The organism is Streptomyces sp. NPDC093252, from assembly GCF_040683675.1.
Taxonomy (GTDB): Bacteria; Actinomycetota; Actinomycetes; order Streptomycetales; family Streptomycetaceae; genus Streptomyces.
On the sequence record NZ_JBFBEM010000025.1, the window covers coordinates 21,917 to 37,532 of the forward strand.

A 15,616-nucleotide genomic window follows, 5' to 3' on the forward strand; every position below is an offset into this window, starting at 1 on the left:
GTCCGGCAGTCTGCCGGCCCGCACCCGTCGGATCGTGGAGGTCGCTGCGGCCGTCCGGGCGAAGGCGTTCGGCCCCATTGGTGCGGTGCTCCCAGGCTGTGTGGGACATAAGGCTGACGCGGGCCCCACCCAGGCGTCCAGGCGCGAGATCGAGGGCCCGGATGCGCCTCTCGCGGACTCTGCGGGCGACCTCTTCCACTTAATGACCTAAAGGTTTATTCTAAAGCCCATTAAGTGGGTCGGGTCGGCCGGCAGGCGGCTGGACACAAGGCCGCTGTCGGTTCGGGCGGAACCACGCGCCCATGAACGGACCTGGGCCTCCAGCGCAGCCGTGCCGCTGAGCGAATGGGACGCTACAGAGCAGGAGTCAAACGAATGATGCACGCAGCCACGGACAACGAGATCTACCGCGTGGTCAGCCCGCTGACGGAGCTGGAGGTCGCCACCGTCGAGATGGCTTCGGCCGCCGACATCGACGAGGCGGTGGCTCGCTCTCACATCGCGTTTCAGCGGTGGCGGCGCGTGGCTCCGGGCGAGCGTGCGCGCATCCTGCGTGAGTTCGCCCGCGTGGTGGATGCGCACGTTGAGGAACTGGCGCTCCTTGAGGTCCTGAACGCCGGACACACTATCGGCAATGCCCGCTGGGAGGCGCGCAACGTCCGTGACGTCCTGAACTACTACGCGGGGGCGCCTGAGCGGCTCATCGGCAGCCAGATTCCGGTCCCGGGCGGAACGAACGTGACCTTCCACGAGGCGATGGGCGTGGTGGGCGTCATCGTCCCCTGGAATTTCCCGATGCCACTGGCGGCGTGGGCGTTCGCTCCGGCCCTCGCGGCCGGAAACGCCGTCGTTCTCAAGCCTGCCGAGTACACACCGCTGACCGCGCTGCGGCTGGCTGAGCTGGCTCTGGAGGCCGGCGTCCCGGAGTCGGTGTTCACTGTCCTTCCGGGCCGCGGGACGATCGCCGGGCAGCGGCTCGTCGAGCATCCGCTGGTGCGCAAGGTGTCCTTCACCGGTTCAACACCGGTCGGCAGGAACATCATGAAAGCCTGTGCGGACCAGGTGAAGCCGGTCACTCTGGAGCTCGGCGGCAAGAGCGCGAACATCATCTTCGATGACGGTGACCACGAGCTGGCCGCGGCTTCCGCGCCGATGGCCGTCTTCGACAACGCCGGCCAGGACTGCTGCGCTCGCTCACGCATCCTCGTCCAGAAGAGCATCTACAACGAGTTCATGGACAATCTGCACGGCAGCGTCCAGGGAATCCGGGTCAGCGACCCGAGGGACGAGGCCGCCCAGATGGGCCCGATGATTTCGAAGCTTCAGCGTGAGCGGGCCTCGCGCTATCTGGAGGGGGGCTCGATCGCATTCACCGGGAGCGTCCCGGACGGACCGGGATATTGGATGGCGCCGACGGTCATCGTTCCGGGCGACACCACCGCAGCAGTGTGGCGCGAAGAGGTGTTCGGCCCGGTCGTCGCCGTGCTGCCGTTCGACACAGAGGAAGACGCCATCGAGATGGCGAACAACACTCACTACGGCCTTTCGGGCTCGGTGTTCACGAACAATCTCGACCGCGCCTTCCGCATGGCCAGGTCCCTGGAAGTCGGCACGCTGAGCATCAATTCGCACTCCTCGGTTCGCTACTGGACGCCGTTCGGCGGATTCAAGGAGTCGGGCCTGGGGCGTGAGCTCGGACCGGACGGGGCGAAGGCGTTCACCGAGGAGAAGAACGTCTTTATCGCACACCGGTGACGCACGAACCACGCCTCACCGGTCCGCCCGGCCGAGCGGCCACCCGAAACACGTCGTCCACAACCCAGGGAACTGGCCATGAACCTCCACCCGGCCGCTCCGAAGCCCCTCGGCCATGCAACCGCGACTGACCAGCCCAACTCGTGCCCCCTGCCGGCTGAGGTTGCTCACGAGCAATTCGAGAGCCTCGCAGGGGCGCTCCCCAGGGGAGAGGACATCGAGGGGGCCAGCGGCTCGGCCATTCCTTCGAGCGGCGGCATGAGATTCCGGCTCGCCCGAACAAACCGAATCCCGGGGACGAGCTCCCGCTCATCACGTTCTTCGATGGAGCCGGGTTCGAGATGGAGAGCATTGGCTCGCACGGCGAACTTGCCCGTGCCGTGGCCAAAGCGGCGGGCGCAGCCTTACGGAGTGTTTCGCCAGCTCCCGAGCCTGTTCGAGGACGCGGCCCATCGACGCGTCGCAGACCTCGCCCGAGAAGCCAGGCAATACAATGCAATGAATCGTGTCATCAGGTTATCTGGATTTCCAGAACTCACTCGACTGGGAAACCTGTGATACCTGAACAATAAGAGAGCTGATTGGTTCAGCTTCCTGAGGGATTGTAACGAACCGTGGTGCGCCCAGACTTCGGACGCCGCTGTTGAAAGGGACACGGAGCAGAAATGAATAATGAGAACCTGCTTTCACTCGACGAGTACACCCAACTTGTCGCCGATGGTGCCGTCGACACCGTGGTGTGCGCGGTACCGGACATGTACGGCCGCCTTCTGGGAAAGCGCCTGACCACCAACTCGTTCAAGACGCTGTGCTTGTCCGGCGAGGGTATCCACTGCGGGAACTACTTCTTCGCGTGCGACATGGACATGAACCCCGTGGACCTGCCGCTGCTGTCCCTGTACGGCCGCGCATGGGCTGGCGACATCCGGCTGCTGCCGGACATGGCGACGATGCGTCGCGTTCCGTGGGAACCGAACGCCGTCATCGTCATCTGCGACGCGTTCAGCACCGTTGACGGCTCCGAGATCGAGGTTGCTCCGCGTCGAGTACTCCGGCGGCAGATCGAGCGTGCCAAGGCTGCCGGCCTGGCGCTGAAGGCGGCGTCGGAGCTCGAGTTCTTCCTCGCGAACGCGGAGGCATCCCGTGTGCGCGACATGAACTACCGCGACATCCCGATGACCAGCGCGACGCATGGCGACTACCAGCTCTTGCACTCGAGCAAGGACGATTGGTTCATTCGCCAGATTCGCACCAAGATGCCGCAGTTCGGCATCCCGATCGAGTCGTCCAAGACCGAGTGGGGCTTCGGGCAGCAGGAAGTCACCATGGACTACTGCGAGGTCCTGGAGATGGCGGATCGGCACGTGCTTTTCAAGCACGGTGTCAAGGAACTGGCTCACCAGAACAAGCTCACTGCGAGCTTCATGGCCAAGCCGCAGATCGACGAGATCGGCTCTTCGTGTCACATCCACGCGAGCCTCTGGTCGGCAGACGGAGAATCGCCCATCGGCTGGGACGGCGACGGGATGTCGGACATCTTTGGCTCGTTCCTGTCCGGCCAGCTCGCCAATGCGCTGGACCTGGGGCTCATGTTCGCGCCGACCATCAATTCCTACAAGCGCTACCGTCCGGACCAGTTCGCCGGAACCGCGATTGCCGCAGGCGAGGACAACCGCACGACCGCTTTCCGGATCGTCGGACACGATTCCTCCTACCGCTTCGAGAACCGCATTCCGGGCGCGGACGTGAATCCGTACTTCGCGTACGCGGCAATGCTCATCGCCGGTCTGAACGGTATCGACAAGAACCTTCCGAAGCCGACCCTGTTCTCGGGCAATGCCTGGTACGACAAGGACATCCCGGTCTTCACCGGCAACTTCCAGGACTCCGTGCGCCTGTTCGGCCAGAGCAAGGTCGCCCTGGATTCCATGGGAGAGCTGGTGCACTCCCACATCCTCGGCTTCTACGAGAACGAACTTCGGTGCTTTGTGTCCGAAGCCGTCACTGACTGGGAGCGTGAACGGTACTACGACCGGATCTGAGGCCGTACGAACAGGGGTGCAGCGGCGCGCTTACCTGCCCTCGCCCGGGAGCAGGTCCGTGCGCGACCGGGACCCGCCAGGTGCCGATTCTCCGTAGTCCCATGTCGGCTCAGATGCCTGGGCAGGCATGTTCGGAATGTTTCACCGAAGACCTTCGGGTCTTCCCTTCAGACACCGTGTCGGACAGCGTCGCTGAAGAGTCTCGGCTGCCCGCGGACGAGCGGACCCCGAGCATCAGGAAGTGAGTGCGGGGAGATGGGGATTGAGTGCCTCCTCGCCGCAGCCGAGCATGAGCGGCCACGAAGTCGCCGTCATCGGAGTCGGCTCCAGCTGCATCGGGGCCGTAGCGTCGCTGGTCAAGCAGGGCGTGAAGGGCTTCGTTGTGTTCGAAGGCGGTACCGGCGTCGGCGGAGGCTGGTGGTGCAGCTGATACCGATCGCTGAGGCTGACCCGCCCGGAGATGATGGCGCCGCTGAAACCGGCCTTCTCGGTCGAAGCCCGGCGCACCGTCACCCGTGCCGCACGGCGACTCGGCGTCAGGAGGGAGGCGGTGCGCCGGTGGGCATCGCATGTGGTGGGCCGGCGTCTGGGCGCGGTGGCGGGGCAGGTGGCGAGCCTTGGACTCGCACTGTGGGGCCGGGCAGAGGAGGAGCCGCTCGGCGGCTTGGTGCGGTCAGTCTTTCTCTCCCTTGAAGGGGGGTCGTTGCACTTCGGCCTATTAAGATTGAATCATCGAACCAATAGGTGTTTGACGGTTCGTCGGAATCGTTCCGATGGCCGATGGCAGTGGGAGTGGGAGCGGGAGTGGTGAGGGTGCATGCGAGCGAGCAGTAGCCGTCCGGCTATAGCGGTGACGTACTCGTCGTCGGACTATGCCGACTTCGACCATTGGTCGACCGTCTTCGAGTCGGTGGTTGAAGCCGGCGGAGTCCCCGTGGCCATCGACTGCACGGATGTCCAAGGGACGTTCCGCCGGCTTGCGCGTGGGATGGGCGGACTCATCCTTGGCGGTGGGGGAGACGTTGACCCGCGCAGGTATGGCGCTGACCCCGATGACCCGCTGGTTCGGGATACGAACCCGCTGCATGATGCCGGCGAGCTTGAGGCGTTCGAGATCGCCCAGAATGCGGGTACTCCCGTACTCGCGATCTGCCGGGGCGCCCAGTTGGTGAACGTTGCACTGGGCGGGTCCTTGTACGTCGACCTCGTCCGAGACATGCCAGGTGCACTCGACCACTGGGCGGGTTATGAGAATCTCGGCAAGCCGGTTCAGGACGTGGAGGTTGCTGAAGGCTCGCTCATCGCGCACTGGATGGGGCAGCACGGACGTGTTCCGGTGAACACGCAACACCATCAGGGTATGCGTGAGATCGCTCCCGGACTGACGGAGACGGCTTGGACGTCGGACGGTCTGGTTGAGGGCTATGAGTGCGTTGAGCGTCGCCTTGTCGGGGTCCAGTGGCACCCCGAGATGCTGTGGGAAGCGGAGCAGTCTGCAGCCGCGCTGATGGCTGGCTTCGTTGAGGACTGCCGCCGCAGGTGACTTCGGCTCGCTAGTCGCACCGCAGGGCCGCAGCCCGGCTACCGGTCGGTCTGGACTTCCTCGGCGAGCCGGAGCCCGAGGAGGGCTTCCACCTGCGGGATCGTGCCCGCTGGCGCGGTGGCGTGCACGGTGGCGAGTCCGTCGGTGTGACCGGGCCACAGGGCGCCGATCGGGTCCCGGGCCCGCGATTTCAGTGCGCGTATGCACCAGGTCGGCGCCGCCGCGATGGCGGTCCTCGACGAGCCGTCGGCCAAGGGCCGGTTCCGCCGTCGCTGCCCGGCGCGCGAGCACCGCCGTCGTCCCGTAACTGGGAAGAGGCCCTGGAGGGCCTAGTACTGCAATGGTCCTTGTGGTGACGGTTGGGCAGTTTCGGGTGGTGTGTGGCCGCGTTGTCTGTAGTGGCTGAGTCGGGCCTGGAACTGTCGTCGGCGTCGCCAGTGGGACCAGTGCAGGACATGTTCGACGGGGGTGGCCCGGCGGTGTGTGAGCCGGGTGATCAGGCGTCGGAGTTCGGGCAGGCTGAGGGGGACGAGGCCGGAGGATCCGTTTCTGCTTTGCCGGTGTCCAGTTCGCGGGCCCGCAGTACGGTGAGGCAGGCGTGGGCGGCCATGGCGAGGGTGATGTGCCGGTGCCAGCCGGGGTAGCGGCGGACCTGGTAGTCGTCCAGACCGCATTCCTGTTTCGCGCTCTGGAAGCACTCCTCGACGGCCCAGCGGGCACCGGCGACGTGGATCAGCTGGTCGAGGGTGGTTCCGGCGGGGCAGTAGGCGATGTAGTAGGAGATCTGTTCGGGCCTGCTCACGCTGCGGCGGGCGATCACCCAGTGCCGCCGGTCGTCCCGGCGCCAGGGCCGAGGTCCGGCCCGTGCCCCCCGCCCCTGTGGGGCCAACCGTTCATGCCGCGCCGCAGCGCCTCATCGCGACGACCGGCGCCCCCAGCACGGGTCTCTGTTCATGGACCATCCGGCGTACCCTCGCGACCGGATGTCAGTCGGGGCGGTTCTCCGAGACTCGCAGCAGGAGCTTTCCGGTCGTGCGTCGGCTCTGGAGGTCTTCGTGGGCCTTGCGGACCTCCGCCAGCGGGTACTCCTGGCCGATCTGGATCGTCAGCGTCCCGTCCGCGACCGCGCCGAGGACCGCTTGGGCGTGGTGCTCCAGTTCCTCTGGTGTCTGGATGTAGTCGCCCAGCGCCGGGCGGGTCAGATACAGCGATCCGCCGAGCCTGAGCCGCTGGGGGTCGACCGGTGGCACCGGTCCGCTGGCCGCCCCGAAGAGCACCATCGTTCCGCGCGGCTTCAGGCTGGCCAGGCTGGCGTCGAACGTCGTTCTGCCGACGCCGTCGAAGACCACGGGGACTCCTTGCCCGTCGGTCAGCGCGCGGATCTCGGCGGCCAGATCGTCCGTCCGGTCGTAGCGGACCGTCTCGGCGGCGCCGGCCTCTTCGGCAAGCCTCGCCTTCCGGTCGGTGGACACCGTACCGATCACTCTGGCGCCGCGCCGGGCGGCCAACTGGGTGAGGAGCAGACCGACGCCCCCGGCGGCGGCGTGCACCAGGATCGACTCGCCCTGGCGTACCGGGTAGGTGGAGTCCACCAGATAGTGCGCCGTCATGCCCTGGAGCAGTGCGCCGGCGGCGGCTTCCAGGGAGATGCCGTCGGGTATCCGCAGCGCGCGCTCGGCAGACACGGTCACGAGTTCGGCATAGCTGTTCGGGGCGTCGCACCACGCCACGCGGTCTCCCACCGAGAACCCGGTGACGTCCGATCCGGTGCCGACGACGGTACCGGCGCCTTCCAGGCCGAGTCCGAAGGGCGGGGTCTGGGGATAGATGCCCGCACGATGGTAGGTGTCGATGTAGTTCACCCCGGCCACGGCCACAGCCACGAGCAAGTCACCGCTCCCCGGGACCGGGTCGGCGGTCTCCACCAGCTCCATGGCCTCGGGGCCACCTGGGTGGGCTACCTGTACAGCACGCATTGCCTGCTCCTACGAAAGACGAAGTACCAAGTACACAAAGAACCCAGTACAAGAACTCAGTGCGAAGTCAGCGCGAACTCGGTGCAAGGAAACCAGTGCTGGGAACCAAGTACCGAGTACGGAAGGGGAGGTGCTCCTCCTATGCTCCCGGCACGCGGCCGAGGTCGCCGGCGACGTCCGCCAGTGTCTCGGCGAGGGTGGGGTGGGGGTGGATCGAAGCCCGGATGTCGTGCGGGGTGGCCGCCATCTCGATGGCCAGTACCGCTTCGCTGATCATTTCAGCGGCGTGCGGCCCCACGATCTGGACGCCCACGACGGCGTCCGTCGCCTGATCCACCGTCATCCGGGCGAATCCGATGGGCTCGTCCAGGGTGAGCGCGCGGCCGGACGCGCGGAACGGCCGGCGTGCCGACACCAGGCCCTGCCGGGCGAGGTGCTCCTCCCCGGCGACCGCTATCTCCGGGTCGCTGAACACGATCAGGGGGATCGTCGCGGGATCGAAGGCGGTGGGCTGGCCGCACAGTGCCTCCACCGCGACCACCGCCTCCGCCGTGGCCTTGTGGGCGAGAGCGGGTCCCGGGGTGATGTCGCCGATCGCCGCCACATGCGGGAGGAGCAGACGATCCGCTCCCACCGTGAGCAGTCCCCGGCCGTCCGGTTGGACGCCGAGTGCGTCGAGCCCGAGCTGCCGGGTGTTCGGCCGGCGGCCGATGGCGGTCACCACCGTGCCGGTGTGCAGTGTGCGCGCTTCGTCTCCGCCGGAAACCACGCGGACCTGGTTCCCAGTGAAGTCGGTGATCTCGGTGTTGACCAGGACGGTGACACCGAGTGCGCGCAGTGACTTCTGCACGGGGGCGGTCAGCTCGGCGGGCATCCCGGGCAGGAGCGTCGGCGCGGCCTCCACCAACGTCACCTCTGTGCCCAGCTTGGCCAGGGCGGTGCCGAGTTCCAGCCCGATGTAGCCGCCGCCGACGATCACCGCGGTGTCCGGCAGGCGGTCGAGGGCCAGCACGTCCGTCGAGTCGAGCACGCGCACCCCGTCACGCGGCAGTCCGGGCAGTTCCCTCGGTGTGGACCCGGTGGCGAGTACGAGGTCGTGGTACTCGATGAACAGGGGTGGCCGGTCGCCACCGGTGTCCACCACACCCCGCCCGGCGCCGAGGAACGTGAAACGTCCCTGTACGACGCGGACCCCCGCCTCCCGCAGCAGCGAACCGACACCTGTCGAGAGCCGATCGACGATGGATGCCTTCCATTCCTGGAACGCCACCAGGTCGACCTGGTCCATCCGGGCCCGCAGACCCATCCGGGCGAAAGAGCCGACGCGATGCCGCGTCCTGGCCAGTTCGATCAGGGCCTTGCTGGGGATGCATCCGACGCGCAGACACACACCTCCCAGGCCGGCTTCCCCCTCCAGGTCCACCAGCGTGACCACCCGTCCGCGCGCCGCCGCCTCCAGGGCGGCGGTGTACCCGCCGGGCCCGCCTCCGACGACCAGGAAGTCGACCGACTCCGGGATCTCTCCTACGACCATCGGACACCGTCCAGAAGCAGTACCGGGTTGGCGAGATAGCGCGTCAGCGTGTTGAGGAACGCGCCCATGCTGTCGCCGTCGACCAGACGGTGGTCACCGGAGACGGCGAGGGTGAGGACGGGACGGACCTCCGGTCGGCCGTCGACGGCCACCACCCGGTCCTGGATACGGCCCACGCCCAGGATCGCGGCCTCCGGGGGCCGGATGATGGGTGTCGCGATCCACCCGCCGTGCGAACCGTAGTTGGTGATGGTGAAGGTCCCGCCGGTGAGTTCGCCGGGGGTCGCCTTGCGCTCCCGTGCCCGGCCGGTGAGTTCGGCCACCCGGTGGGCGATCTCCCGGAGCGACAGGGCGTCGGCGTCGCGCAGCACCGGGACGATCAGTCCGTCCGGGGTCGCCGTGGCCAGGCCGATGTGCCCGCCCCGGTGATAGGTGATCGTCTCCGCGTCCATGTCGATGCTCGCGTTGAACACGGGCACGCGCGTCAGGCTCGCGGTGACCGCCCGGATGATCAGCGGCAGGAAGGTGAACGGGACATCGAGGTCCAGCTCCGTCCGCAGACTCGCCCGCGCCGCGACGAGGAGCGACGCGTCGACTTCCCGGACGTCGGTGATGTGGGGGACGGTCCGCCATGACTCGGTCATGGTCTTCGCGATCTGGCGGCGCAGCCCGCGCAGCGGCACGGTGCTCCCGGCCTCGGGGCCCGCGGCGAGCCGCCCGCGGGTGGCATGCCCCGGCCCGGGTGGAGTGAGCGCCGCGGGTGGTGCGGGTGGAGCGGGCGAGGTGGTGGACAGGGTGGAGACGGGTGAGCCGGGGGACGCGGCGTCGAGGACATCGGCCTTGGTCACCCGTCCCGCCGGTCCCGAGCCACGCACCGTGGTCAGTTCCATGCCGAGTTCCCGCGCGCGGCGGCGGGTCGCCGGAGAAGCCAGCACCCGTCCGGTGCTGGGTACGGTGATGGGGTGATCGGTGATCGACACGGCGGCGCCGGGTGGGCCCTGGCTCCCGGTCGGCGCCGGTGCGATGCGCGAGTCCTGTCCGGCGGTCGGTGTGAGGAGGCCCGCCCCGGGTTCCACCGTGGCACCCGCCCCGGTCCCGGCCGTGGGCCCGCCCCCGGCCCCGCCCCCGGCCCTGTCCCCGGATTCGGATTCGAACTCGAACAGGAGTGATCCGACCGCTACGACATCCCCCACCGCCGCGCCATGGCTGCGTACGACCCCTTGGGCGGGGGCGGGGATCTCCACGGTGGACTTCGCCGTCTCGATCGCCACCACCGGCTGGTCGCGATCGGCCCGGCCGCCTTCGGGTACCAGCCACTCGACGATCTCGGCCTCGCCGAGCCCTTCACCGACATCGGGAAGAGCGAACTCGATGACGCTCATCACGCCTCCATCGCGCGTCGAGCCGCGGCGACGACGGTGTCGACCGTGGGCAGGTAGAGGTCCTCGAACGCGGCCCCCGGGTACGGCAGATCGGGGGCGGTCACGCGCTCGATGGGCGCTTCGAGGGTGTGGAACGCCCGGCCGCCGCTGAGCGTGGCGACCACCTCCGCACCGAAACCGGCTGACAGTGGTGCTTCCTGCACCACGACGCAGCGGCCCGTGGCGGCGACGGCGTCGACCAGGCCGTCGACATCCAGCGGAACCAGCGTCCGCAGGTCGAGGACCGTCGCCGACACGCCCTCGGCGTCGAGTACCCGCGCGGCCTGTTCGGCGAGGTGGACCGCCGCGCTCCAGGCCACGAGCGTGACATCGGTGCCCTGGCGTCTGACCGCGGCCTTGCCGAAATCCACCGTGTAGTCGCCGTCGGGGACTTCACCCTTGACCAGGCGATAGCCCTTCAGCGGTTCGCAGAACAGCACCGGATCAGGGTCGCGGATCGCCGAGAGCAGCAGGCCCTTGGCATCGTAGGGAGTCGACGGCATGACGACCTTGAGCCCGGGTGAGTGGACGAAGTGCGCCTCCAGAGCGTCCGAGTGCAGTTCGGGGGTGCGGACTCCGCCGCCGAACGGGGCGCGAATGGTGAGGGGGATCTGATGGCGGCCCTGGGAACGATACCGGTACCGGGCGACCTGTGCGCCGATCTGGTGGAACGCCTGGTGGGTGAATCCGAGGAACTGGATCTCGGCGACCGGGACCAGGCCCGAGACCGCGAGTCCCAGCGCCGATCCGATGATCGCGGCCTCGGCCAGGGGCATGTCCACGACCCGGTCGGTACCGAACTCGTCCAGGAGTCCGTTCGTCGCGCGGAACACACCGCCCAGCCTGCCGATGTCCTGGCCCAGTGCGAGGACCCGCTCGTCCCGCCGCATCTCCAGCAGCAGGGCGGAGTTGATCGCCTCCACCATCGTCATCGTGGTGGCCGGGGGCGTAGGGGTGGGCGCGGCCGTGGTGACGGTGGTGGCTGCGGTCTCCGTCGCGGTCGCGCGTGGTGGTGTCGTCATCGCTGTCCGCCCTCCTGCTGTGCGGCGACCGCCCGGTCCCGCTGCCGTCGCAGCCGGGCGGGCGGATCGGCGTAGACATGACGGAAGATCTGATCCATCACCGGGGGCTCGTAGGCGTCGGCCGCCTCGACCGCCCGGTCGATCTCGGCACCGATCCGCTGTTCGAGTGCGGCCTGCCGCTCGTCGCTCCACAGGCCCCGGTCGGTGAGGTGGCGGACGACACGGACGATCGGGTCCAGCCGCGACCACTCGGCCCGTGCCTGCTCGTCCCGGTACCGGGTGGGGTCGTCGGCGGTGTTGTGCGCCGCCATGCGGTAGGTCTCCAGCTCGATCAGCGTCGGCCCCCCGCCCGCGCGAGCCCGTTCGATGGCCTCCCTGGTGGCCTGGTACACGGCGAACACATCATTGCCGTCGACCAGAACGCCCGGCATGCCGTACCCGTCCGCGCGCAGGGCGAAGTGTTCGGCCGCGGTCTGCCGGTGGCGCGGTGTCGAGATGGCCCAGCCGTTGTTCTGGAGGAGGAACACCACCGGTGCCGACATCACACCGGCGAGGTTGAGCGCCTCATGGAAGTCACCCTCGGAGGAGGCTCCGTCACCGAAGAACGTCAGCACGGTGTCGTCGTACCCCTGGAGTCGCCGTCCCCAGGCCAGGCCCACCGCGTGCGGGAGCTGGGCGGCGAGGGCGATCTGGACCGGCAGTACCCGCACGTCGTCCGGGATGCGACCGCCGGCCATATTGCCCCGCCAGTACAGGATGACGTTCTCCAGCGGCATGCCGTGGCGGATCATCGCGGGTGTCTCCCGGTAGGCGGGCACCAGCCAGTCGCGTCGTGGGTCGGCGGCCATGCTCGCGCCCACGACCGCCGCCTCCTGGCCGTGCACGGCGGAGAACGTCCCCATGCGTCCCTGGCGTTGCAGGCTGGTCAGCCGCGCGTCGAGAACCCGGGACAGGTTCATCCAGTACAGCGTCTCCAGCATCTGCTCGTCGGTCATGGGAAGCGGCCCGAGCGGTGTGCCGTCGGCCCGCAGGAGCTGACGCCAGGTCAGTGTGCCGGACTTGCGGGGCACGCCGTCGTCGCTCGCCCCCGTGGGTGGGACCGTGGTCGTCATCGCTCATCCCCTCGGACTGACCGTGAGCAGCATCGAGGCCGCGATGTCGGAGACGTTCCTGAGCAGGTGCTGATTGATGGCCTTGAACGCGCCCGCGTCCCCCGCCTCCAGATGGAACAGCCGGTCCGCGACCGCGAGTTGCAGACTGCCGGACTCCAGATAGACGGTGACCGTGGAATCCGCCGGAAAGCGGCCCTCGTACTCCGTCCCCGGCGCCAGGGTCAGTCTGGTCAGCAGGAGCGAGGTTCCCGGCACCGCGCACTCCGCGCCGTCCACGCCCGCTTCGCCGCCGAGCCTCGTCCAGTCCTCCCTCGGCACGTAGTTGAACCGCACCTCTTCGCGCGCGTAGCCGAGGACGGACTCGATGCTCTCGCCGAAGAAGTCGGCGATCCGCTCCAGCCTGCCGATCGCGATGTCGGTCTCGCCCCGCTCCAGCGCGCCGACGAACGACGCGGAGACCAGCGCTCCCTCGGCCACCTCCTGGAGGGTGAGTCCGCGCTCGACGCGCAGACCGCGGATGGTCCGCCCGATCCTGGCGGCGGTCCGGTTGGCGGACTCCTCCGCCTCGCCCGTCCGCCTGCGGCCCGGTGACGGTGTCATCGGGGACCTCCCAGGATCCGGCGGGCGATGGCGTACTGGTGCACTTCGGTGGGCCCGTCGTAGAGCCGGAAGCCACGGATGTCACGGAAGAACATGGCGATCGGGGTCTCCTCCGTGATCCCGATCCCGCCCAGCACCTGTACGCACCGGTCCAGGACCTGGAACAACTGCTCCGATACGAACGCCTTGGTCATCGAGCTCTCATGGCGGGCCTTCTCGCCCTGGTCGAGCAGCCAGGCCGTGTGCAGGATCGCCAGCCTGCACTGGTGCAGCGCGATCTCGTTGTCCGCCAGCTTGAACGAGACACCCTGGTGCTCGGCGATGGGCCTGCCGAAGGACGTACGGTGCTTCGCGTGTTCCACGGCGATGCCCTGGGCCCGGACCGCGGCTCCCAGCCAGCGCATGGCGTGGGTCAGCCGGGCCGGAGCCAGCCGGAGCTGCGCGTAGCGGAAGGCGGCTCCCGCCTCCCCGAGGAGCGCTTCCCTCGGCAGGGTCAGGTTCTCGAACCGCACCACACAGTGGCCCTCGACGTAGTTGCGGTCCATCGAGTTCATCACGCGCTCGATGACGATGCCGGGTGTGCCGCCGTCGGCCAGGAAGAGCGTGGGCCCGGCGGGCAGATGCGGGTTCTCCTGGAGGTCGGCCATGATGATCCAGGTCCTGGCGCCGTTGGCTCCGGTGATGAGCCACTTGCGTCCGTCGATCCGGAACTCCGACCCGTCGTAGGTCGCGGTCGTCGTGAGCTGGCGGGGGTCCGACCCCGCGCCGTCGGGCTCGGTCATGGCGAACACCGAACGCTGTGCGCCGTCGATGACCGGGCGCAGGAACTCCTCGATCTGCCGAGGTCCGGCGATCCTGCCGAGGAGGTACATGTTCCCCTCGTCCGGGGCCGCGCAGTTCATCGCGACGGGCCCGAGGGTGGACCATCCGGCGGCCTCGTACAGCACGGCCTGCTCGATATGGCCGAGGCCCCAGCCACCGAACTCCCTCGGCGCCTGGATCGTGAGCAGGCCCGCCTCGCGCGCCTTGCCCACGAGCTCCTGTCGGAGGTCGTCGTTCGGGCCGTGCGCGGTCAGTCTCGGGTCCCGCTCGTAGGGAACGATCTCCTCGTCGACCCACTGCCGGATCCGGTCGCGGCGTGCGGCGAGTTCGGCGGGAACACTGAAGTCGATCACTGGGTGCCTTTCGGGTAGTTCTCGTCGGCCCACTCCACAAGGCCGTGCGCGAGGGAGGCGAAGGAGTCGTAGTGGTCTCCGGTCAGATCGCCGCGCTGCCACAGCCGGAACAACTGCATCCACAGCACGGCGAGGCGGAGCCGGGCGAGGGCGAGATGCCAGTCCAGCCGTACCGGCGTGGTCCCGGAGCGTTCGAAGTAGAGAGCGGCCAGCTCGGCCCGCGTGGGGAAGCCGGGCACCAGGGACGGCACCCGCCCCAGACCGTGGAGCCCCACCGGGTCGCCCGGTTCGACCCAGTAGGCCAGGAGGACCGCGAGGTCGAACAGCGGGTCCCCGCGGGTCGCCATGTCCCAGTCGATCACCGCCTGCGCGGTCATCGTGTCCGGGTCCACCAGCATGTTGTCGAACTTCAGGTCCAGGTGCAGCAGGCTCACTCTGCCGCCGTCCACCTCCGTACCGTCCCGCTCCAGCCGCTCGGCGAGCCGGTCGAGCGCGGCCGGGACACCGGCGGGCCACGCCGCCTGCGCGCGACGGCGCCATGAGGCGAGCTGGCGGGCGAGGAATCCGGCGGGCCGGCCGAGATCGCCGAGACCGGCCGCGTCCGGGTCCACCCGGTGCAGGTCGGTCATCGCCGCTATCAGCGATCCGGTCAGCCTCGCGGGGGCCTGCCGGTCGGCATCGTCCGGCAGGGTGTCGGAGACGGCGATGCCGGGGCGGTACTCGATGATCTGGAAGGGCACCTCCAGCACGGCGCCCGCGGGAGCGAACAGCAGTCCGCGGGGAGCGAGCGGGTACACCTGCGGAAGCCGGGACAGGACACGCCACTCACGGGCCATGTCATTGGCGCCGGCCGCCAGGACCCCGGCCGGCGGGCGGCGGAACACCGCCGGTCTGCCGTCGAACTCGACCAGGTGGTTCAGGTTGGCCAGACCCCCCGTGAACCGCACGGCTCCGGAGGCATCGAGCACATGCCCCTGTCCGGCCACCCACGCGGACACCCTGTCCCAGTCCTTCTTCTCCTCCGCCCGGGTCACGGCATCCCTTCCGTGATCAGGAGCGAGCCGGTGGCGGCCCCGTCGCGCAGGGCCCGCACGGCGGTGTACTCGGCGGATGTGTAGTACCTGCGCGCGGCGTCGACGGAGGGGAACTCGACCACGACGACCCGCCGCCCCTCGGCGGCCGGGCCCTCGAACACCTCCGAGTGCCCGCCCCGCGCCAGGTACCGGCCACCGTGCGCCGCCACCACGGCCGGTACGGCCCGTGCGTACTCCTCGAACGCGGCGGCGTCGACGACGTCGAGTACGGCGATCAGATACGCCGGCATGGTCACCCCACCGCCGTGGGACGGTCGGGGAAGACCGCTTCGGCAGCCGTCATGTCCTCGAAAATGAGCACTTTGCACCCTTTCGCCCGCCCTCGGCTGCTTGGTCGCCCAG

General features: G+C 68.7%; 13 protein-coding genes and 1 pseudogene. 3 read left to right on the forward strand and 11 right to left on the reverse strand.

Features of this window, described 5'->3' with window-relative positions:
• The first annotated feature begins 375 nt into the window (after positions 1-375).
• The 3 genes from AB0O01_RS35365 (at position 376) to AB0O01_RS35375 (ending at position 5,340) form a co-directional block, all read left to right on the forward strand.
• Entirely contained in the window at positions 376-1,755 is a 1,380-nt protein-coding gene (locus AB0O01_RS35365) for an aldehyde dehydrogenase family protein (RefSeq protein ID WP_365320063.1), read from the forward strand.
• Positions 1,756-2,420: 665 nt separating this feature from the next.
• Positions 2,421-3,797 (forward strand): glutamine synthetase family protein, encoded by a 1,377-nt coding sequence (locus AB0O01_RS35370; protein ID WP_365320065.1) that lies wholly within the window; start codon positions 2,421-2,423, stop codon positions 3,795-3,797.
• Between the two features lie 850 nt (positions 3,798-4,647).
• Positions 4,648-5,340 (forward strand): gamma-glutamyl-gamma-aminobutyrate hydrolase family protein, encoded by a 693-nt coding sequence (locus AB0O01_RS35375; protein WP_365320066.1) that lies wholly within the window; start codon positions 4,648-4,650, stop codon positions 5,338-5,340.
• A gap of 38 nt (positions 5,341-5,378) precedes the next feature.
• On the opposite strand, the gene AB0O01_RS35380 is transcribed toward AB0O01_RS35375, so the two are convergent.
• The 11 genes and pseudogenes from AB0O01_RS35380 to AB0O01_RS35430 form a co-directional block, all read right to left on the reverse strand.
• Entirely contained in the window at positions 5,379-5,594 is a 216-nt protein-coding gene (locus AB0O01_RS35380; RefSeq protein WP_365320068.1) for a hypothetical protein, read from the reverse strand.
• Positions 5,595-5,836: 242 nt separating this feature from the next.
• A pseudogene (locus AB0O01_RS35385) lies at positions 5,837-6,193 on the reverse strand (IS701 family transposase); the annotation flags it as partial.
• A gap of 133 nt (positions 6,194-6,326) precedes the next feature.
• A complete protein-coding gene (locus AB0O01_RS35390; RefSeq protein WP_365320070.1) occupies positions 6,327-7,316 on the reverse strand; it encodes a quinone oxidoreductase in 990 nt (329 codons plus the stop codon).
• A gap of 139 nt (positions 7,317-7,455) precedes the next feature.
• Complete coding sequence (gene lpdA, locus AB0O01_RS35395) at positions 7,456-8,850, reverse strand: dihydrolipoyl dehydrogenase (RefSeq protein WP_365320072.1); 1,395 nt, start codon at positions 8,848-8,850, stop codon at positions 7,456-7,458.
• Positions 8,841-10,232, reverse strand: coding sequence for a dihydrolipoamide acetyltransferase family protein (locus AB0O01_RS35400; RefSeq protein WP_365320073.1), 1,392 nt, complete (start codon positions 10,230-10,232; stop codon positions 8,841-8,843). The genes lpdA and AB0O01_RS35400 overlap by 10 nt, the downstream gene beginning before the upstream one ends.
• Entirely contained in the window at positions 10,232-11,293 is a 1,062-nt protein-coding gene (locus tag AB0O01_RS35405) for an alpha-ketoacid dehydrogenase subunit beta (RefSeq protein WP_365320075.1), read from the reverse strand. Before AB0O01_RS35405 ends, AB0O01_RS35400 begins: the two co-directional genes overlap by 1 nt.
• Positions 11,290-12,405: a pyruvate dehydrogenase (acetyl-transferring) E1 component subunit alpha gene (gene pdhA, locus AB0O01_RS35410; RefSeq protein WP_365320077.1), complete on the reverse strand. Its 1,116-nt coding sequence runs from the start codon at positions 12,403-12,405 to the stop codon at positions 11,290-11,292. The genes AB0O01_RS35405 and pdhA overlap by 4 nt, the downstream gene beginning before the upstream one ends.
• Positions 12,406-12,408: 3 nt before the next feature.
• Entirely contained in the window at positions 12,409-13,005 is a 597-nt protein-coding gene (locus AB0O01_RS35415; RefSeq protein WP_365320079.1) for an XRE family transcriptional regulator, read from the reverse strand.
• On the reverse strand, positions 13,002-14,180 hold the full coding sequence (locus AB0O01_RS35420) for an acyl-CoA dehydrogenase family protein (protein ID WP_365320080.1): 1,179 nt from the start codon (positions 14,178-14,180) through the stop codon (positions 13,002-13,004). The genes AB0O01_RS35415 and AB0O01_RS35420 overlap by 4 nt, the downstream gene beginning before the upstream one ends.
• Positions 14,177-15,214: a phosphotransferase family protein gene (locus AB0O01_RS35425; protein ID WP_365320082.1), complete on the reverse strand. Its 1,038-nt coding sequence runs from the start codon at positions 15,212-15,214 to the stop codon at positions 14,177-14,179. Before AB0O01_RS35425 ends, AB0O01_RS35420 begins: the two co-directional genes overlap by 4 nt.
• Positions 15,211-15,504 (reverse strand): DUF1330 domain-containing protein, encoded by a 294-nt coding sequence (locus AB0O01_RS35430; RefSeq protein ID WP_365320083.1) that lies wholly within the window; start codon positions 15,502-15,504, stop codon positions 15,211-15,213. The genes AB0O01_RS35425 and AB0O01_RS35430 overlap by 4 nt, the downstream gene beginning before the upstream one ends.
• Between the last annotated feature and the right edge of the window lie 112 nt (positions 15,505-15,616).

Bases quoted from the DNA above. Each gene is read 5' to 3' on its own strand.
- AB0O01_RS35365 (WP_365320063.1), top strand. From the start codon at position 376: ATGATGCACGCAGCCACGGACAACGAGATCTACCGCGTGGTCAGCCCG.
- AB0O01_RS35370 (WP_365320065.1), top strand. From the start codon at position 2,421: ATGAATAATGAGAACCTGCTTTCACTCGACGAGTACACCCAACTTGTC.
- AB0O01_RS35390 (WP_365320070.1), bottom strand. From the start codon at position 7,316: ATGCGTGCTGTACAGGTAGCCCACCCAGGTGGCCCCGAGGCCATGGAG.
- lpdA (WP_365320072.1), bottom strand. From the start codon at position 8,850: ATGGTCGTAGGAGAGATCCCGGAGTCGGTCGACTTCCTGGTCGTCGGA.
- AB0O01_RS35400 (WP_365320073.1), bottom strand. From the start codon at position 10,232: ATGAGCGTCATCGAGTTCGCTCTTCCCGATGTCGGTGAAGGGCTCGGC.
- AB0O01_RS35405 (WP_365320075.1), bottom strand. From the start codon at position 11,293: ATGACGACACCACCACGCGCGACCGCGACGGAGACCGCAGCCACCACC.
- pdhA (WP_365320077.1), bottom strand. From the start codon at position 12,405: ATGACGACCACGGTCCCACCCACGGGGGCGAGCGACGACGGCGTGCCC.
- AB0O01_RS35415 (WP_365320079.1), bottom strand. From the start codon at position 13,005: ATGACACCGTCACCGGGCCGCAGGCGGACGGGCGAGGCGGAGGAGTCC.
- AB0O01_RS35430 (WP_365320083.1), bottom strand. From the start codon at position 15,504: ATGCCGGCGTATCTGATCGCCGTACTCGACGTCGTCGACGCCGCCGCG.